This window comes from Erwinia sp. MYb375, from assembly GCF_037479175.1.
Taxonomy (GTDB): domain Bacteria; phylum Pseudomonadota; class Gammaproteobacteria; order Enterobacterales; family Enterobacteriaceae; genus Erwinia; species Erwinia rhapontici.
This window is the reverse complement of sequence record NZ_JBBGZS010000023.1, coordinates 782375-800104: the sequence shown is the minus strand read 5'-3', so window position 1 is coordinate 800104 and position 17730 is coordinate 782375. Positions and strand designations below refer to the sequence as shown.

16 protein-coding genes are annotated in these 17730 nt (G+C 57.6%); 8 read left to right on the top strand and 8 right to left on the bottom strand.

What is annotated here, in order from left to right:
• The first annotated feature begins 194 nt into the window (after positions 1-194).
• Complete coding sequence (locus tag WH279_RS16680) at positions 195-2576, top strand: TonB-dependent receptor domain-containing protein (protein ID WP_339457785.1); 2382 nt, start codon at positions 195-197, stop codon at positions 2574-2576.
• A 96-nt stretch (positions 2577-2672) separates the two neighbouring features.
• On the opposite strand, the gene WH279_RS16675 is transcribed toward WH279_RS16680, so the two are convergent.
• Complete coding sequence (locus WH279_RS16675; RefSeq protein WP_133841995.1) at positions 2673-2960, bottom strand: SelT/SelW/SelH family protein; 288 nt, start codon at positions 2958-2960, stop codon at positions 2673-2675.
• A 30-nt stretch (positions 2961-2990) separates the two neighbouring features.
• Positions 2991-3605, bottom strand: coding sequence for a TetR/AcrR family transcriptional regulator (locus tag WH279_RS16670; RefSeq protein WP_339457784.1), 615 nt, complete (start codon positions 3603-3605; stop codon positions 2991-2993).
• 110 nt (positions 3606-3715) lie between these two features.
• Between WH279_RS16670 and WH279_RS16665 the strand changes: the two genes are divergently transcribed.
• The 5 genes from WH279_RS16665 to yghX all read left to right on the top strand — a co-directional run bounded on the left by WH279_RS16665 (position 3716) and on the right by yghX (position 8468).
• The gene (locus WH279_RS16665; RefSeq protein ID WP_339457783.1) at positions 3716-4378 is read left to right on the top strand and encodes a DUF3313 domain-containing protein; all 663 of its coding nucleotides are present in this window, start codon (positions 3716-3718) and stop codon (positions 4376-4378) included.
• 166 nt (positions 4379-4544) lie between these two features.
• Complete coding sequence (locus tag WH279_RS16660) at positions 4545-5693, top strand: LLM class flavin-dependent oxidoreductase (RefSeq protein WP_339457782.1); 1149 nt, start codon at positions 4545-4547, stop codon at positions 5691-5693.
• Positions 5690-6562, top strand: coding sequence for an ABC transporter substrate-binding protein (locus tag WH279_RS16655; RefSeq protein WP_133841999.1), 873 nt, complete (start codon positions 5690-5692; stop codon positions 6560-6562). The genes WH279_RS16660 and WH279_RS16655 overlap by 4 nt, the downstream gene beginning before the upstream one ends.
• A complete protein-coding gene (locus WH279_RS16650; protein ID WP_212812759.1) occupies positions 6559-7503 on the top strand; it encodes an aliphatic sulfonate ABC transporter substrate-binding protein in 945 nt (314 codons plus the stop codon). The genes WH279_RS16655 and WH279_RS16650 overlap by 4 nt, the downstream gene beginning before the upstream one ends.
• Before the next feature lie 77 nt (positions 7504-7580).
• Positions 7581-8468: a YghX family hydrolase gene (gene yghX, locus WH279_RS16645; RefSeq protein WP_339457781.1), complete on the top strand. Its 888-nt coding sequence runs from the start codon at positions 7581-7583 to the stop codon at positions 8466-8468.
• Here the strand turns inward: yghX and WH279_RS16640 are convergent.
• Positions 8449-9372, bottom strand: a complete 924-nt coding sequence (locus WH279_RS16640) for a LysR family transcriptional regulator (protein WP_339457780.1) — start codon at positions 9370-9372, stop codon at positions 8449-8451. The two genes, yghX and WH279_RS16640, sit on opposite strands and share 20 nt — an antisense overlap.
• Positions 9373-9465: 93 nt before the next feature.
• Here WH279_RS16640 and WH279_RS16635 point away from each other — a divergent pair, with 93 nt between their 5' ends.
• The gene (locus tag WH279_RS16635) at positions 9466-10299 is read left to right on the top strand and encodes an SDR family oxidoreductase (protein WP_339457779.1); all 834 of its coding nucleotides are present in this window, start codon (positions 9466-9468) and stop codon (positions 10297-10299) included.
• A 38-nt stretch (positions 10300-10337) separates the two neighbouring features.
• On the opposite strand, the gene WH279_RS16630 is transcribed toward WH279_RS16635, so the two are convergent.
• Positions 10338-12272, bottom strand: a complete 1935-nt coding sequence (locus WH279_RS16630; protein WP_339457778.1) for a PTS fructose transporter subunit IIABC — start codon at positions 12270-12272, stop codon at positions 10338-10340.
• A gap of 52 nt (positions 12273-12324) precedes the next feature.
• Positions 12325-13029: a ribulose-phosphate 3-epimerase gene (locus tag WH279_RS16625; protein ID WP_197931320.1), complete on the bottom strand. Its 705-nt coding sequence runs from the start codon at positions 13027-13029 to the stop codon at positions 12325-12327.
• A gap of 169 nt (positions 13030-13198) precedes the next feature.
• Between WH279_RS16625 and WH279_RS16620 the strand changes: the two genes are divergently transcribed.
• A complete protein-coding gene (locus WH279_RS16620) occupies positions 13199-14923 on the top strand; it encodes an SgrR family transcriptional regulator (RefSeq protein WP_339457777.1) in 1725 nt (574 codons plus the stop codon).
• Positions 14924-14931: 8 nt separating this feature from the next.
• On the opposite strand, the gene WH279_RS16615 is transcribed toward WH279_RS16620, so the two are convergent.
• The 3 genes from WH279_RS16615 to WH279_RS16605 are packed head-to-tail and all read right to left on the bottom strand — an operon-like array spanning position 14932 to position 17622.
• Positions 14932-15717 carry an alpha/beta fold hydrolase gene (locus WH279_RS16615; protein ID WP_339457776.1) on the bottom strand — a complete coding sequence of 262 codons (786 nt, stop codon included), beginning with the start codon at positions 15715-15717 and terminating at the stop codon, positions 14932-14934.
• Positions 15710-16552: a sugar phosphate isomerase/epimerase family protein gene (locus WH279_RS16610; RefSeq protein WP_339457775.1), complete on the bottom strand. Its 843-nt coding sequence runs from the start codon at positions 16550-16552 to the stop codon at positions 15710-15712. The genes WH279_RS16615 and WH279_RS16610 overlap by 8 nt, the downstream gene beginning before the upstream one ends.
• A complete protein-coding gene (locus tag WH279_RS16605) occupies positions 16552-17622 on the bottom strand; it encodes a Gfo/Idh/MocA family protein (protein ID WP_339457774.1) in 1071 nt (356 codons plus the stop codon). Before WH279_RS16605 ends, WH279_RS16610 begins: the two co-directional genes overlap by 1 nt.
• Positions 17623-17730: the final 108 nt, after the last annotated feature.

The following is a 17730-nucleotide window of genomic DNA, read 5'->3' as shown; positions in this document are numbered from 1 at the left end:
TACATTTGTAAGACAAAAGAAATAATGACGCCGCCAAGGGTAATCTTTTGCAACATTAGTGTTGATAATGATTATCATTCATATATTATGTCGCAAATTATAAACGTTGTTTGCCCTGCCACAGGGCTTTGCTAATTGCTATTCCTGAAGCCGTTGTTGAGCGAATACCCATAATAACATCGCAGGTATTTCGCATGATTAAGTTTTCATCCCGCCAGGGATTACTGCACACGTCTCTCGTCGTGGGGACACTGTTCACCGCAGCCGTCTCCACGCCGGTTACCGCGGCTGAGCAGACCGATGAATCGTCCGCCAAAGCCCGCCAACAAAACACGCCGCAGAATGATGCGGTGATGACCGTCTTGTCGCCAGAAGTGAAGAAGGCGGCAGGAAGTTCAGTTACCCTTAATGCTGCTGAAATGCAGCAGCGTGGTGGCAATAACTTCGGTACCATCATGCGTTACCAGCCGCTGATCGGCGCGGTAGGCAGCAGCAGTGGTTCTTCCTCAGGCAAAAGCGGCTTCGACCGGGGCGGCTACACCGGCTATAACATCCGTGGTCTGGAAGGTAACCGCGTGGCGCTTGACGTCGATGGCATCCCGCAGCCAGAAGCGACCGGGCGCAGCTACGCCAGCCGTGCCGGGGTGAACACCTTCGGCATCGGCCGTGACTACATTGACCCTTATCTCTACGGTCGCGTCGAGATTGAATCCGGCGCAACGATAACGTCACGTGCGAATACCGCACTGGGCGGTACCGTCTCCTTCCTGCCGAAATCAGCCGATGATTATCTGACGCCGGGCAAACACACTGCGTTTGGCTTCCAGAGCGATTACGACTCCTCCAGCCGCAGCTGGCATAACGGCATCACCGCTGCAGCCGGGGATGAAACCCTGCGTGGTCTGATGGTGTACAGCCGCCGTGATGGTCAGCAGACCCGTAATAACAGCGATGAACTTGACGCTTACCCGGAAAACTGGCACTCCGACGCGTTGCTGACGTCCGGTATCTGGCAGCCGAACGATGAGCACAAGCTGACCGGAACGGTCGATTTTTACAGCAAAGTGAATCACAGCCGCTATGACAGCTGGGCCACTGACGGCAATACCTTACTGGGCGATGCGAACCAGCAAAGCAACACCCGCCGCTGGGGTGTCAGCCTGAAAGATGAGTGGACACCGGGTAACGACTGGGTCGACAGCCTGAGTAATAAAATTTATTACCAGCACACTGAAGCACACGACAATACGCTGATGCCATTAGGCACTGCGGGTGCTATGCAGCGCGTGTACTCTGATTACAACGTGGAAACGTACGGCTACGAAGCCCAACTGGCGAAGACGCTGGGTCGCCACGATCTGCTGGCCGGGATCAACGGGCGACTTTCAGAAACCGAACGCCCGTTCAGCCAGTCTCCGGCACAGAGCGGCACCAGCATGACCACCAAACCTGAGGGTGACAGCCGTACCCTGGTGCTGGGCGCGTTTGTGCAGGACAGTATCCTGTTTGACCTTGATGGTCATGCGTTCTCTGTGGTGCCGGGCGTGCGTGTGGCGCATCAGGAAACCAAACCGCAGAACCTCGCCAATATGGCCGCGGGCACGGATGTGCTGACGCCTGCCGATGCAGAGAAGCTGTACGGAAAAACCAACAGCGATACGCAGCTGCTGCCGTCCATCAGCTTTAACTATGATATTACCCCGCAGCTGATGACCTACGTGCAGTACAAGCGCGGCGCGCAGTTCCCGAACGCCAGCCAGCTGTATGGTTCATGGAACCTCGGTTCCAGCTACGCCGGAAACCGTCAGTATGCCTTGCTGGGCAATACCGATCTGGAAACGGAAACCAGTAACAACGTTGAATGGGGCGTGAAGGGCCAGGCAACGGAAGGCGTAACGCTGCATGGTGCGATGTTCTATAACACCTATAAAAACTTTATTGCGTCGACCCGTTATTCTCGCGCTACGGCACCGGACAAATTCGTCAATGTTCCTGCGAATATAGCCACTATCTATCAGGCAGAAAACCGTGATAAAGCCTATATCTGGGGCGGAGAAGTCAGCACCAAAATCAACTATGGCACCTGGTTTGATCAGGTTAACGGCCTGAGTACCACCTTTGCGTTGGGTTACAGCAAGGGCCAGGCCAAATCCCGCTATGATGGCGACAAGTATGTTGACCTCGACAGCGTGGCCCCGATGAAAGCCGTGGTTGGCGTGGCGTTTGACGATCCGGCGCAGCGCTTTGGTACGGCGATCACCGCGACTTTTGTTAAAGGGAAGCAGGCGCAGAGCACCAACCGCAACAGCTACCAGAACAGCGGAGGCGCCCTGACGGACGCCACCACGGAATATGCGCGCGTGCCGGGTTACGGCATGGTGGATATGACGGCCTGGGTGAAAGTGACGAAGAACGTGAAGCTGAGCGGTGGGGTATATAACCTGACCGATCGTAAATATTGGGATTATCTCAGCAGCCGTAATATGACCGGGGAAACTCAGGTGGATATCAACGACCGCTCACTGGCCGTCCAGCCAGGACGTAACTTCCAGTTAGGTGTGAACGTCGATTTCTGATGTAAAGCAAATGCTGAACACCAGCACGGGCGACCAGAAAAAAGGGTCGCCCCTTACAGGATGCGTAGGGGCTGACCTTCTTTTTTGGTCAGCCCTTTATTTTGCGTGCTGATCAATATGCCCCAAATCCCGCTCCGGGAAGCAGACGGCGCGCAGGCGGCGTTTGATCTCGGCGGCATCCGGAAAGCCGTCATCGGTTTTACGGTTCCAGATCACCTGCTGATTTACCGTGATCTCATACACGCCGCCGGTACCGGGGATGAGGGTAACCGCACCGAGATCGGTACTGAAGGTATGCAGCAGTTCCTGCGCCATCCAACTGGCGCGCAGCATCCAGTTGCACTGGGAACAATATTGGATCGTGACAACCGGTAATTGGCTCATGCAAGTAACCTCACCATCGTATTGAGAAGATTATTTTCCAGCCCCGGCCATAAACATCCGGACCGCGCAGGCTGTCATTTCACGTACCCGCTTCTCGCTCATTGGCGGAGCGGTGCGCTGATAAATACGGATTTCAATTTCAGCGGTCAGCAGTGCCAGAAACTGCAAGGCGCGTACCTGTGGATCGCCGAGGCGCAGCGCGCCGTTATCCATCGCTGACGAGAACAACCGCGCCAGTTTTTCCACGCTCTCACGCGGGCCGGATTCATAAAACAGCATGCCCATATCGGAATGCCCGGCTTCTCCCACCACCATACGATAAACCGACAGGGCGGTATTATCCGTGGTCATCACCTGCAACATCTGCTCGCCAAAGCGCTGTAGTTTCTCTTCCAGCGTGACGCTTTTCGCCATCGCATCGTTAAGTACATTGGCGGCGTCTGTCAAATGTTGAGTGGCATAGGTGCGGATCACCGCGCTGAACAGCTCCTCTTTCGAGGGAAAATAGTTATACAGCGTGGCTTTGGAGCCGCCAAGGCGCTTTGACAGCTCATTCATGGACGCGCGCTCGTAACCCATCTCCTGGAAAAGCTGTGCGGCAGCTTCCACGATTGCCTCACGGCGTGCTTCAGTTCGGACTTTCATCGGCTCTCCCGCGAAAAATAAACCCGAGTGTACATTTTATTGACAGAAAAATCCTGCCAGGGCATAACTATACCGTACAGTACGGTTCACTTACAAAAAAGGATATTCTTATGTTCACTCAACGCCAGGTTTTTACATCGTCTTTATTACTCCTCTCACTAATACTGGCAGGCTGTGCGGGCACGCAGCCGCCACGTTATGCCGGGTTATCGTCTGCTGAACAGCTGCGGCCTAACAGCGGTGAGGATGCCTATCGCCAGCCGTGGCGCACCGCAGGCCAGGTCGACTGTAAAAAATACACCACAGTGACGGTGGATCCGGTCATCGTCTATCAGGGCGCGGATAATCAGTTTGGCGATCTCAGCCAGGCCGATCGTCAGGAGCTGGCCGATTATCTGTACCAGCGCTGCAACGAGGTACTGAAAACCCGGTTTTCACCCAGCCAGCATCCCTCGCCACAGGCGCTGCGCATTAAGCTGACGCTTACCGGAGCCGAGACCACCACGCCGGTGCTGGGAACGTTCACCAAGTTCGATCTGGCGGGTGGGCCGTACAATATTGTGCAGGCGGTGCGTGGGCGGGAAGGGCTGATGAACGGCTCAGTCAGCTATGCCGTTGAGATCTATCAGGCCGACAATAACCAGTTATTACAGGCCTGGGTGACGAAACAGTATCCCAATGCAATGAATGTCGGGGCCAGCTTTGGTTCCCTGTCTGCCGCTAAAGTGGGCATTGATAAAGGGGCTGACCAGTTGCTGGCTGTGCTGAAATAGTCTGACGTCAACACCAGGAAATACCCGGAAACAGAAGCGGCCGCAGAGCCGCTTTTTTTCTAAATGCTTTTTAACGCTGAACTTTCCCCGATTTCTTCTTTGTTCTGTCTGTGCGGCTTTGTTATTGCTGTCGTTTACTTCAGGCAAAAAAAAGAAGGAAGCCTTAATGGAAATCTACTGGTATCTCACCGCCCCCGACGGGCCGCAGCCCTGGACCGCCTCCGGCAGTCGCAAAATCGACTATGCCTGGTTTCAGGAAGTGGCGCAGGCGGTGGATAATCTGGGGTTTACCGGCGCGCTATTGGCCACCGGCGCGCACGATCCCTGGATTGTCGGGGCTTCGCTGATCCCGCTGACGCAACGGATGAAGTTCCTGATCGCGATCCAACCCGGGCTGGTTTCCCCCACGCTGCTGGCCAAAATGGCGGTGACGTTCAACCAGTTCTCCCAGGGACGCGTGCTGCTCAATGTGGTGAGCGGCGATAAAAATACCCTGGGTGCGTATGGTCTGCATCTTGAACACGACCAGCGCTACCAGCTAAGCGATGAGTTTCTTACCGTGCTGAAGCCGTTGCTGGCTGAACAGACGGTGGATTTCGAAGGTGAACACCTGCATATCAGCAACGCCCGTCTGGCGCTGGGCAACGGTGGCTACCTACCGCCTGCGCTATGGTTCGGCGGTTCATCGGAGGCAGCACAGGATGTTGCGGCAAAACATATTGATACCTATCTCTCCTGGGGGGAAACGCCGCCGCAGGCCGCAGAGAAAATTGCCGCTGTGAAACAGAAAGCGCTTCAGCATCAGCGCACGCTGCGCTTTGGCATTCGTCTGTATGTGATCCTGCGGGAAACGGATGAAGCCGCGTGGCAGGCGGTGGAGGAGCTGTACCGTTCAATGGACGATAAAGCGATTGCTGCCTGCCAGGCGCTGGCCGCCGGATCGGATTCTGTCGGTCAGGCACGCATGAGCGCACTGCACAATAACGCCCGCCCGGAAAACCCGCGTGAGCTGGAGATTTACCCGAATCTGTGGGCTGGCATCGGCCTGGTCCGTCCGGGGCCGGGCACCGCGATTGTCGGCAGCCCGGAAACCGTTGAGCGCGTGCTGCGTGACTATCAGCAGGCCGGCGTGGAGGTGTTTATCCTGTCCGGTTTCCCGCTGGTGGAGGAAGCACAACGCTTCAGCCAGCTGGTGTTACCGCGTCTGTCGCTGGACGCGCCCACGGTGACGCACGTGGCCGATGATTCCGGTAATACTTTCACCTGGAGCAATCTGTGGGACAGCCCGGTGGGGCAGCAGGAGGATCGTGGATGACGTTACGTATTGGCAGTCACCCGAACAATCTTTCACTGTTTATTCTGCGCCATCGCGGCGTGCTGGAAACGGCACTGGCAGCGCAGGGCGGCGTGGTCTGGACGGATTATCTGCATGGGGGCGACAGTGCCACTTTTCTGGCAGAACAACGGCTGGATGTCGTCGGCACCGGGTCCACGCCGCCGCTGCTGGCACAGGGCAACGGTCTGGACGTGGCCTATCTGGCGGCTTCACCCGACCGGACGGCAAACTGCGCGCTGCTTGGGATGAAAGACGGGCCGCGTCAGAGCACCAACGATCTCAAAGGCGCGCGCATTGCCTGCATGAAAGGATCGTTTACCGACCATTTCCTCGCCCGGCTGCTGTTGCAGAACGGGCTGACCCTGGACGATATCCAGCTGGTTGATCTTAACGGCAGTGAGTCTGCCCGTGCGCTGCGCGAGGGACGGGTGGATTTGTGGGCGGCTATCGATCCCTGGCTAACCGCGGCACAGGATGCTAAAAAGGTGCGCTGCCTTGTTCAGGTGGGCGAGGTGATCCGCAACCGTTCCCTGTTCTGGTGCCGTGAACGCTGGCTGCATCAGTCTGCGCAGCAGGCGGAAATCCTGCTGACGGTGCTGGCCGAGAATGACCGCTGGATCGCCAGCAACAGTCAGCAGGCCGCGGAGCTGATCCATCGGCATCTTCCCGGCTCACTCAGCGTCACCAGCTGGCTCTCGACTATTCGGTCCCGCCCGTGGGGCATTCACCGGGTGACCCCGGAACTGCTGGCAGAGCAGCAACAGCAGGCCGACGATCTTTTGGCCGCCCGATTTATCACCCAGGCGCTGCGGATAAACGTCGCGCTCGACAATGGAGTACAGGCATGAATAAGGGAGTGCTGCGCTGGCTGGTCGCCGCGGCGTTAGGGGTAACGATGACGGCGCAGGCCGCAGACGAGATCACACTGAGAATAGGGTTTTTACGGGCACCAACCGACCTGGCGCTGGCGAAAGAGAATGGCAGCCTGGAAAAAGCGCTGGCTGCGCACAACGTAAAACTGGAATGGGCAGGGCCGTTCTCATCAGCGGCACCCGCCTATGAAGCAATGAATGCCAACGCTATTGATATGACCACCGGCAGCTCCACGGCCTTTGTCACCGCCATTGCCGCCGGGCTGCCGCTGGTGTTCTTTGGTTATCAGGCGATGTCGCCCGATGGCGAAGGCATTGTGGTGCGCAACGATTCCACGCTGAAAACGCTGGCGGATCTGCGCGGTAAAAAAGTGGCGGTGAACAAGGGCGGCACGGGAGAGTATCTGCTGTCACGCGCGTTGCAGACGGCCGGGATCAAAGAGAGCGAAGTACAGAAAGAGTACCTGACGCCGACGGACAGCGGCAGTGCCTTTGTCGGCGGTCATGTGGATGCCTGGGCGGTGTGGGACCCGTTCCTGTCGCTGGCGCGTCAAAGCTACGAAGGGCGTCTGCTGACCAATGGTAAACAGCTGGGGTCGGAGAACGCCGTGGGTTACTTTGTCACTGAGCAGTTTAACCGCCAGCATCCGGAGGTGGTGAAGATCGTCTGGCAGGTGATGAAAGAGCAGAATGTCTGGGCCAAAGCGCACCCACATGAAGCCGGGAAAATCTGGGCACAACAGATGGGCCGTCTGGGCGAAGGGCTGGGCGATCGGCTGGGCGAGGTCAATACCGTTCCGCTGTCGTCAGTAGGGGCAGAGCAGCGCCAGCATATTCAGCATGTTGCTGAGTGGTACTTGCAACAGGGGCTGATTAAGGCTATTCCTGATATTCAGGGGCACAGCGTGGAACTGTAACTCACGCGCTATCCTGCCAAACCGGGCCGACCAGTAACGTCGGCCCCACGTTTTATGCACCGTACGGAGCCTGGCTAATGACACGTATGACGGCAAAAGATTTCCCTCCTGAACTGCTCGAATATTTTGACTTCTATGTACACGGTAAAATCACGAAACGTGAGTTTCTGGATATCGCGGCGAAGTTTGTTGTCGGTGGCCTGTCGGCGGCGGCACTCGGCACCTTGCTGACGCCGAATTATGCCTATGCGCAGCAGGTTGAGTTTACCGATCCCGATATTCTTGCGGAGTATATTCACTACTCGTCCCCGCAGGGACACGGGAGCGTGAAGGGTTACCTCGTCCGTCCGGCGAAAGTCACGGGTAAGGTGCCTGCAGTGGTGGTGGTGCATGAAAATCGCGGGCTGAACCCGTATATCGAGGATGTGGCGCGGCGGGTGGCGAAAGCCGGCTTTATTGCGCTGGCCCCGGACGGATTAAGTTCGGTTGGCGGCTATCCGGGCAATGATGAGAAAGGGCGCGAGCTGCAACAGCAAATTGACCCGACAAAGCTGATGAACGACTTTTTTGCGGCGATTGAGTTTCTGATGCAGCACGATGGCGCCAGCGGCAAAGTAGGCATAACCGGCTTCTGTTATGGCGGCGGGGTGGCGAATGCGGCGGCCGTGGCCTATCCCGAACTGGGCGCTGCCGTGCCGTTTTATGGTCGCCAGCCGAAAGCGGAAGATGTGGCCAAAATCAACGCGCCGCTGCTACTGCATTATGCGGAGCTGGATACACGGATTACCGAGGGCTGGCCGGCTTATGAAGCTGCGCTGAAAGAGCATCATAAAGTCTACGAAGGCTATGTGTATAAAGGCGTGAACCACGGTTTTCATAATGATTCGACGCCGCGTTATGACAAAACGGCGGCAGATCTGGCGTGGGAGAGAACCATCGCCTGGTTTAAACAGTATCTGGTGTAACCGGACTCTGGCGTTTGATCATATCTACCAGCGCCCTCAGGCTGACGGGCATATGGCGATTCGCCGGGAAATAGAGGCATAAACCAGGGACTGGCGGGCACCATGCCTCCAGTACCCTGACCAGCGTGCCCTGATTGAGCGCTTCCCGCACATGGCTTTCTGGCACATAGGCGATCCCCAGCCCCTGGAGGGCGGCCCCGGCCATCAGGGCTGAGCTGTTCAGCGTCAGCGTGCCGGGAACATCCAGCGCAACCTGCTGCCCGTGGCGCGAAAATTCCCAGCGATAACGCCTGCCGCCGGGCAGACGCTGGCGAATGCAGCGATGCTGTGCCAGATCATCGGGCACGCCGGGGGCCGGATGCTGCGCCAGATAGGCGGGTGAGGCCACGGCAACAAACCGGATATCCTCACCAAAACGCACGGCGATCATATCGGCGGCTACATCCTCCGCCAGCCGGATCCCGGCATCAAACCCCTGTGCCACAATGTCAACCAGCCTGCCATCCACCACCAGATCCAGCTCCACGCCCGGATAACGTGCCTGATACTCCGGGATGACGGTCATCAGTAGCTGCTGAATTGCCTCTTCACCGCCGTTAATCCGCAGCGTTCCCAGTAATTGTCCCTGTGCATCCGCCACCTCTTCCAGCGCCTGCTCCAGCCCGTTGAGGTGCGGTGTAATGCGCCGCAGCAGCTTTTCTCCGGCATCGGTCAATGCCACGCTGCGCGTGGTGCGGTGCAGCAGGCGCACGCCAAGGCGCTCTTCCAGCCCGCGAATGGCATGGCTCAGGGTTGAGCGGGTCACGCCTGATAATTCTGCCGCCCGGCGAAAACTGCGTTGCTCTGCCACGGCGATAAAGACTTTCAGGTCAGAGATCGAGGGGGTTCGTATTGGTGATTTCATTTCACCTCTTCATGCCAATTGTTGAGTCTTATCATGCCAGTCAGCGTGCCATAAGCTGTGCGGGTGAGTAAACAACATTGATGGAGAGCAGCGATGAGCAACAAAACATGGTTTATTACCGGCACCTCGACAGGCCTGGGGCGTCTGATGACAGAACGCCTGCTGCAGCGGGGCGACCGCGTGATTGCCACCCTGCGCAGGCACGGCCCGCTGGACGATCTGTTAGCTCGCTGGGGAGAACAGCTCTCGGTCGTGCTGCTGGATGTGACGGATACCGCCACGATGCGCACGGTGATACAGCAGGCCTTCGACCGCGCCGGGCGTATCGATGTGCTGGTCAGTAACGCAGGTTACGGGCTGTTTGGTGCCGCGGAGGAGGTCAGTGACGCGCAGATCGCACGGCAAATCGCCACCAATCTCACCAGTTCTGTGCAGCTGATCCGCACCGCATTGCCGTTTCTGCGCCAACAGGGAGGAGGACGGATTGTGCAGATTTCCTCGGAGGGCGGGCAGATCGCCTGGCCTAATTTCAGCCTTTATCACGCCAGTAAATGGGGGATTGAAGGGTTTATTGAGTCCGTCGCGCAGGAGGTTGCGCCGTTCGGTATCGATTTCCTGCTAGCCGAACCGGGGCCGACCGATACGCAGTTTGTCACCGGGATTGATATCGCCGAACCGATGGCGTGTTACGACAACACGCCCGCAGGAGCCGTGCGGCGGGGGATTGCCGATGGCAGCATTGCGATTAATGGCGATGCGAAAAAAACTGTGGATGCGATTATTGCCGCAGCGGATCTCGATAACCCGCCGTTTCGTCTGGCGCTGGGCAGCAAGGCGTACCACTCTATTCGGGAAGCGCTGACCTCGCGTTTGCAGGTGCTTGACGCAACGAAAGACATCGCATTCAGCGTTGATAAACAGGGCTGAAGTGCAGAGCGCGCCGCCCGGCGCGCTCTGTCGGGGGGTTAGTGGGTGGCGGATTTTTGCATGGAGGTGGTGGTGACGGCGCGCTTATTCTGTGCCGCCTTCACGCGCATATATTTCACCGCAATGGCAATCACCGCCGTCAGCAGAGCACCGGTAAACATGGTCAGCAGGGCCAGTGACGGTTTGTTCATCGCGCCCAGCAGGACCACAATTGGCCCGCCGTGCGCAACCTGATTGGTGATGCCCAACTGGAACGCCATCACCGCTGCCGCCATACTGCCGATCACGTTAGCCGGGATCACGCTAAGCGGGTCGCGTGCCGCAAACGGAATGGCCCCTTCAGAAATACCCACCAGACCCATCGCAAACGAGGCTTTACCGGCTTCATTCTCTTCTCCGGCAAACAGCGACAGCTTACGGGACAGGAACGTGGCCAGACCCATCCCCAGCGGGGCTACCGGAATGGCGCAGGTGATTGCGCCCATATACTCCGCATGGCCAGCCGTCAGCATACTCAGGCAGAACAGGAAGGCGACTTTATTCACCGGCCCGCCCATATCAAATCCGGCCATGCCGCCGATCACAATACCCAGCAGCACCAGGCTACTGCCATTCAGCGACACCAGCAGATGATTCATTCCGGTCATGGCGCTGGAAATCGGTGCGCCAATCACAAAAATAAACAGCCCGGCAATAAACAGCGTACCCGTCAGGGGCACGATCAGGATCGGTACGAGCGGTTGTACCATTTTGGGGTAGCGGCGCGTGGCCAGCCAGCGCACCACATAGCCCACAATCAGCCCGGCGAGGATCGCACCGATAAACCCGGTTCCCGCTTCTGCGCCGTAGAAACTGCCGGTATTGGCAATCCAGCCGCCGATAAAGCCGGGAGCCAGCGCGGAGCGGTCGCCGATAGCGTAAGCGATATAGGCGGAAAGGATCGGGATCATCAGTTTGAAGGCCACCACGCCGACATCCAGCACCGACTGCCAGATACTGCCTTCAGGAATACTCATGCCGGAAGGGCCGGGCTGGCCGCCAATAGCCAGCGACAGGGCGATCATCAGCCCACCGGTGACCACAAAGGGGATCATATGCGATACGCCGTTCATCAGAAACCGGTAGATATCGCTGCGGCCTGAAGGCTGCGCAGCCGCGCTGCTGCTGCCGGAAGATTTATCCGCCTGGTACAACGGGGCTTCCAGCCCCTGGCGAATCACCTGCTGCGCGGCTTTAATCGGGGCTTTGACCGGAGTTTGAATCAGCTTCTTTCCGGCAAAACGCGCCATCTCCACCTGCTTATCACTGCACACCAGAATGGCGTCGGCCTCGGCAATTTGCTGTGCCGTCGGGCTGTTACGCACACCGATGGAGCCGTTGGTTTCCACAATAATCTGGTAACCCAGTTCACGCGCTCCCTGTTCCAGCGCTTCCGCCGCCAGGTAAGTGTGCGCGATCCCGGTCGGGCAGCCGGTAACGCCGATCAGCAAGCCTTTGGTTGCTGTAACCGTGGACGCAGACGTCTGGGTGGGGGCGGTCAGCAGCGCCATGACGGCCGCCGGGCTGTCGGCGGCCAGCAGACGTTCACTGAAACCGTCCTCAATAAACTTCCCGGAGAATGCCGCCAGCACTTCGATATGGTGGTCGGCACCCTGCTCAGGCGAGGCGATCATAAAGAACAGGCGGCTGGGCTGGCCGTCTTCAGCACCATAGTCGATGCCCTGGCGGCTGATGCCGATAGCGACGGCGGGGTGTTTCACCGCGGCACTTTTTGCATGAGGAATGGCAATCCCATCTTCAAACCCGGTGTTCGCAATGGCTTCGCGCGCCTGCACATCGGCAATAAACTTCGCTTTATCCGTAATATTGCCGGCACGGAACAGCAGTTCAGCCATCTCGCTGAACACCTGCTCTTTGCGGGTGGCGTGTAAATCAAGGCAGATTAATGTTTCATTTATAAGTGTGTTAATCATTATGCAGCCTCTCGGTCGGTCAGTAGGGGGTACAGCAATAAGATCGGGTGACTTACGGCAGGGTGCGTATCCAGTTCATGGTGGCCGGGTAGTCGGGGGCATTAAACGCCAGCGATCCCATGACCACGGTATCCGCTCCGCTGCGGCGCAGTTCCGGCACGGTATGTTCACGGATGGCACCATCGGCCGCGAGGAAGATGTGTTGCTGCGCAGGGGAATCCTGGATCAGACGGCGTGCCTGTTGCAGCCGGTCGTAAGCCTCATCGGCCAGTCCCTGACCTTTGACTCCCATGCGCGTGCCGAGCAGGGTGACAAACGCCAGGCGGGAGAGATACGGCGTTAAATCGCTGACCGGGGTATGCAGTTGCAACACCATCCCGGCGGCACAGCCGTGGTGTTCAATCCGCGCCAGCGCCTGTTCGATGGGCTGATTTTCCCCCTGAATCGAGATGATATCGGCACCGGCCTCGGCAAACTGGTCGATCTGCTCCAGCAGGATCGCGTCGGATACCATCAGGTGAACATGCAGCGGTTTGGTGGTGACCTTGCGCAGCGCCGCCACCAGGTCCGGGAAAAACAGCATTGAGGGGGTAAAGTGGCCGTCAGCAACGTCAACATGGTAGATATCCGCCAGCTCATCGACGCGAGTGATGTCATCGGCCAGATGGGCGAGGTCCGCTGACCATACCGACATTTCAGCCAGGAGGCGGTCAGTAGGCAGCTGTTGCAGGCAGTGGGTACGAGGGGTTGTGGTCATCATCATGTCCTTGTTCACAGAGTCGATTAATTCGGGCCAACAGGCTGACCCGCCTTATCTTCATCATTGATTTTTTGCTGTCGCTTAAAAACACAGCGTCACGGATAAATTCATTTCCGGTTTTCGTTAAAACCGGAAATGAATATGAATACGATCACAGTCAGGCAACATGTCTTGCCCTAAAATAGGAAAAAATGGCAAAACAGGTAAGATGATGGCCGCACTGGGTGAGCATTTTCAGCGACTCTATATGCTTTACGCCGCGCATGATGTTGCGCATTTGCAGGTGGATGAAGTGGCCCATGCCCTGAGCAGTACGCCGCGTAATGCGCGCATTCTGTTAAGCCGGATGCGGGAATCAGGGTGGATAGACTGGCAGCCCCAGCGCGGTCGGGGAAAACGCTCTTCGCTACGCTTTTTGATCACCCCGCAGGCGCTGCAACAGCACAATCTCAGCGACTTACTGGAGCACAGCCAGTTTGATAAAGCGCTGAAAATGGTCGGCGGCAGCAGTCCGAAGATCAAAGATCTGATCCGCGATAATTTCGGCACCTTTATCACCAACGATGAAGTGCAGCTCAAAATCCCGTATTACCGGGCGATTGACGGGCTGAATCCGCTGCTGCCGCAGCGTCGCACCGAGCGCCACCTGATCCGCCAGTGCTTTAGCGGCCTGACGCGTTACGATCCCTTTCAGCGTGCGGTGGTGCCGGACCTGGCGCACTACTGGCTAAACAACGACAGCTTTACTCAGTGGCAGTTTTTTCTGCGTAAAAACCTGCACTTTTCAGACGGCAGTAAAATCAATGCGGATGAGGTGCGCCGCTGCCTTGAACATGCCCGCCATTCGGCGCAATTTCGCGCTCTGTTTAGCGATATCAGCGAGATTTCACTTGATGGTGAGTTGAAACTGAGTTTTTTGTTACAGCGGTCACTGGAAAACTTCCCTGGTCTGCTTTCGGTGCTGGCCGCGCGGCTATTCAAAACGCGTAACGGTCAGTGGTTGTGCAGCGGTCCGTTTTGCATCAGCGAGCATAGCGATACCGTTCTCTGTCTGCGGCGCAACAGTCACTACCATCAGAGCAGGCCGATGATTGACGAGGTGAATGTCTATCGCTTCGATACGCAGGAGCTGAACATGAGCTTTATCACGCTGCTGCATACGCATCAGGCCGAGTCGATCAATAAGCCCACCGAACGCAAGCTGGAGCAGGGCGGCTGTTTCCTGCTGATTGACAGTGAAGGTCACTGCGCGGATATGCACTGGCGGCGCTTTCTCAATGAGGTGCTGCAACCGCTGGATATTCTGCGCCGCAGCCAGCTGACGCCAAACTACTCAACGGCGCTGGCTTATGCCACCGGGATGCTGCCGGAATGGAACCACCGTATTATCGATTACGGCCAGCCGAACCCCTCCTTTGGCAATAATCGCCCGCTGGTGCTGGCCACTTTTGAACAACCGGAGCTGAGTGAGCTGGCGCGTGGCATTGTCGCTATCCTTCAGCAGCATGGCATCAGCTGCCAGATCAAACAGGTCAGCTGGCTGGAGTTTATGAGCGGGAAAGTGGAAGGGGCCGATCTGTGGCTGAGCAACTTTATGATCGACTTCGACGATATTTATTCGGCCCTGAGCTGGATGATCCCGGACCCGGTGTTAAAACATCTGCCGCAGGAGATGACGCAGAGCCTGCATCTGCTGATCCAGCAATACAGCCAGCACGAGAACGAGCGCTTTATGCCCGCCATCGCCCGCTGGTTTATGCGCATCACCCAGCAGCGCTGGCTGTTGCCACTGTTTCATCACTGGCTGGATTACGAATCGGACTCTGCCTTTACCTGGCGCGATCTCAGTACGCTAGGCTGGCCAGACTTCAGCCAGCTGTGGATTGAGTAATGTGAGGGTTATGCGTGTATCTGCTGCTGAAGGATGGCGGTCAGTTCGGCGAAATAGGCTGCTTTATCGCGGGATTTGGCCGTGATTTCATCACACGGAACGCGCAGATCGGCAGCCACCGCCTGCGCCAGTGCCAGCGGGTGGATCTCATCCTCCGCGCACCCCACCACACGAGGTGAAACCGGCAGGGCACGCAGTGCTTCGCTGTCGAAACCCGGGTCGCACAACACCAGACGCCGCAGTAACTGCGGGTCCACGCCCTTGCTGAACAGCGCCTCCAGCGCACTGGCATTATCAGGGGACAGGGCAGCCAGCGTGGTGAACAGGCCGCACTCACGGAAGGCCTCAAGCCCGGCGTGCACCGGGAAATAGTGCAAATAATCGGCCGCGAGGGCAAACGGCACCATATTGGCGGGGCTGCGCCGCTGGTGCCAGGCCGGGCGCACCAGCGTCAGGCTGCTCACACGCTGCGGCTGCTGTGCGGCCAACCGGGCAACGATGGCCGCTCCCATTGAAATACCGGCAAAATGCGCCTGTTCAATCTCCAGATGATCGAGCAACGCGCTCAAATCGCTGGCGAACGGGATAATGCCCAGCTGCGCTTCATCCCCCTGCGCAGTACCGCCGTGACTGCGGCACTCCAGAGTGATCAGACGGCAGTCATCGGCTGTATAACTTTGACGTGTCTGCTGGTGGTCCCCGGTCAGACCGTGCTGGAACACCAGCACCGGGCCCGCCGCACGATTATCGCTGTAAGTTAGCGCCAGCCCCTGATGCGTAAAGGTACTAAGCATGAACCCCTCCCGACTGCGGTATCAGGCGTGCCAGCAGAGCACTGACGCCAGCGGCATCGTCCGCTGGCAGGCCGTGCGTGACCACACAGCCGTCAAATCCGGCGGTATGCAGCGCGTTGATATACCAGGGATAATCGAGTACCCCGTGCCCGGCGGTAACAAACTCACCGCGGGCATCACGGTCTTTAGCATGGGCAATGGCAATGGCCGGGGCGAGAAGATCCAGGGCCTCACCCATCACGCGCTGCTGCTGCGCCGCATCCGCCTGTTCAAACAGGTTTGCTGGGTCAAAAATAATTTTCAGACGCGGGTGCTGAAGTTCATCGATCAACTGACGCGCCCGGGCAGCGGAGTTCACAATATTGGCCAGCTCCGGCTCAATACCGAGGTTGACCTGGTACTGGTCGGCGATCGCCAGCGCCTGTTCCATCGAGCGTAACAGCGTGCGCCAGGCGGCGGGGCTGTTGTTCTCCAGGTGCGCACGCCACTGGTCATCGGCATCCAGCGTACCGCTGCACAGGGTGAGCAGCGGGCAGTGCAGGCGGGCGGCCGCGGCCGCAATCACCTCCAGCGACGCCATTCCGCGTGCAATTACCGCCGGGTCAGGATGCGTCAGGTTAAAGGTGGCCGAAATAGCCTCAATCTTTATCTGATGTTTAATGCGTGCAGCGTTGATCTCTTCCAGGATACTTGCCGGGATCGCCGTGGGCAGGGAAGGCAGCCCGGCGCTGGCGTAGTTAAACTGGGTGGCCTGAAAGCCACACTGTTTTATCAGGGCGAAGTTTTCCTCCACGCTGGCGGTGGCGAACGTTTTCGAGAAGATGCCGCTATACATCAGACAGACCCCCGCGCGCTGGTGACCGATACGCTGCGACCTTCCCGTACCGACTGCTGGATAGCGGCCAGCACCTGAACCACATGCAGACCTTCCTCCACGCTGGTACCGGTCACCGGTTGTTCAGTCAGGATAGCGTGGGCAAAGGCCTCCAGCTGGCGGCGATAAAAATGACCATCGGCGGCTAACGGGCGCTGCCAGCATGCCGTTTTTTCATGGAAAATATAGACATCGCTGGATTTGAACAGCCACGGGTTATAGGTTTTTGCCAGCACGCTGCCGTTTTCGCCATAAAGCTGGAAACCTTCATGCCAGTCCATGCGTACACCAACGCTCAGATCAAGCTGGCCAAGCGCGCCGTTGGCAAAACCGATATCAATAAACCAGCAGTGGACCCCGCCGCGATGCAGGAAACGCGCTTCCACATCGGTGATGGTGCCATTAATGTAAAAGGCGGTATCCACCAGATGGCTGCCGTGTGCCAGCAGATAGTATTGCTGCAAGTCCGCTTTCGGATCGACGCTGGGTTTGCGTTTTGCTGCGCTGGTAATCATCTTTGGCTGCACTGCATCGGTGACAGTGTAACGGTGGCTGTTATCGCCATACCAGCCTTTATACGCCACCGCCTGGCCCATCTCCTGCTGAACGAAATCACGTGCTGCCTGAATGCCGCCATCAAAGCGTTTCATATGACCGACCTGCAATAATTTGCCGCTGGTCTGCGCAATCTGTACCAGCTCTTCGCTCTCTTCTACCGTGATCCCGAGGGGTTTCTCACACAGCACGTGTTTACCTGCTTTTAACGCTTTAATCGCCAGGGGCACGTGGAACGCATCGGCGGTAGCGATAATAATCGCATCGACGTTTTCATCATCCAGCATCTGCTGATAATCGGCATACGCCACTTCCGGCGCCCACATCGCGGCCATGCGCTGGCGCAGGTCATCGGCGCTGTCGCAAATGGCATACAACCGGGCGTTACTGGCTTTGATGCAGGATTCAAAATGGCCCGCCTGCGAGATCGGCCCGCAACCCAGTACACCGACGTTAATTTTACCCGAAGTTTCCATCACGCTCTCCTTTACCCCTACAGGGATAGTTGAGCTACGGCGGCAGCCGCAGCCTGATGGAGTGATTATCGTCAGGGAAAGAAAACCGGAAAACTGAACATCCATGCG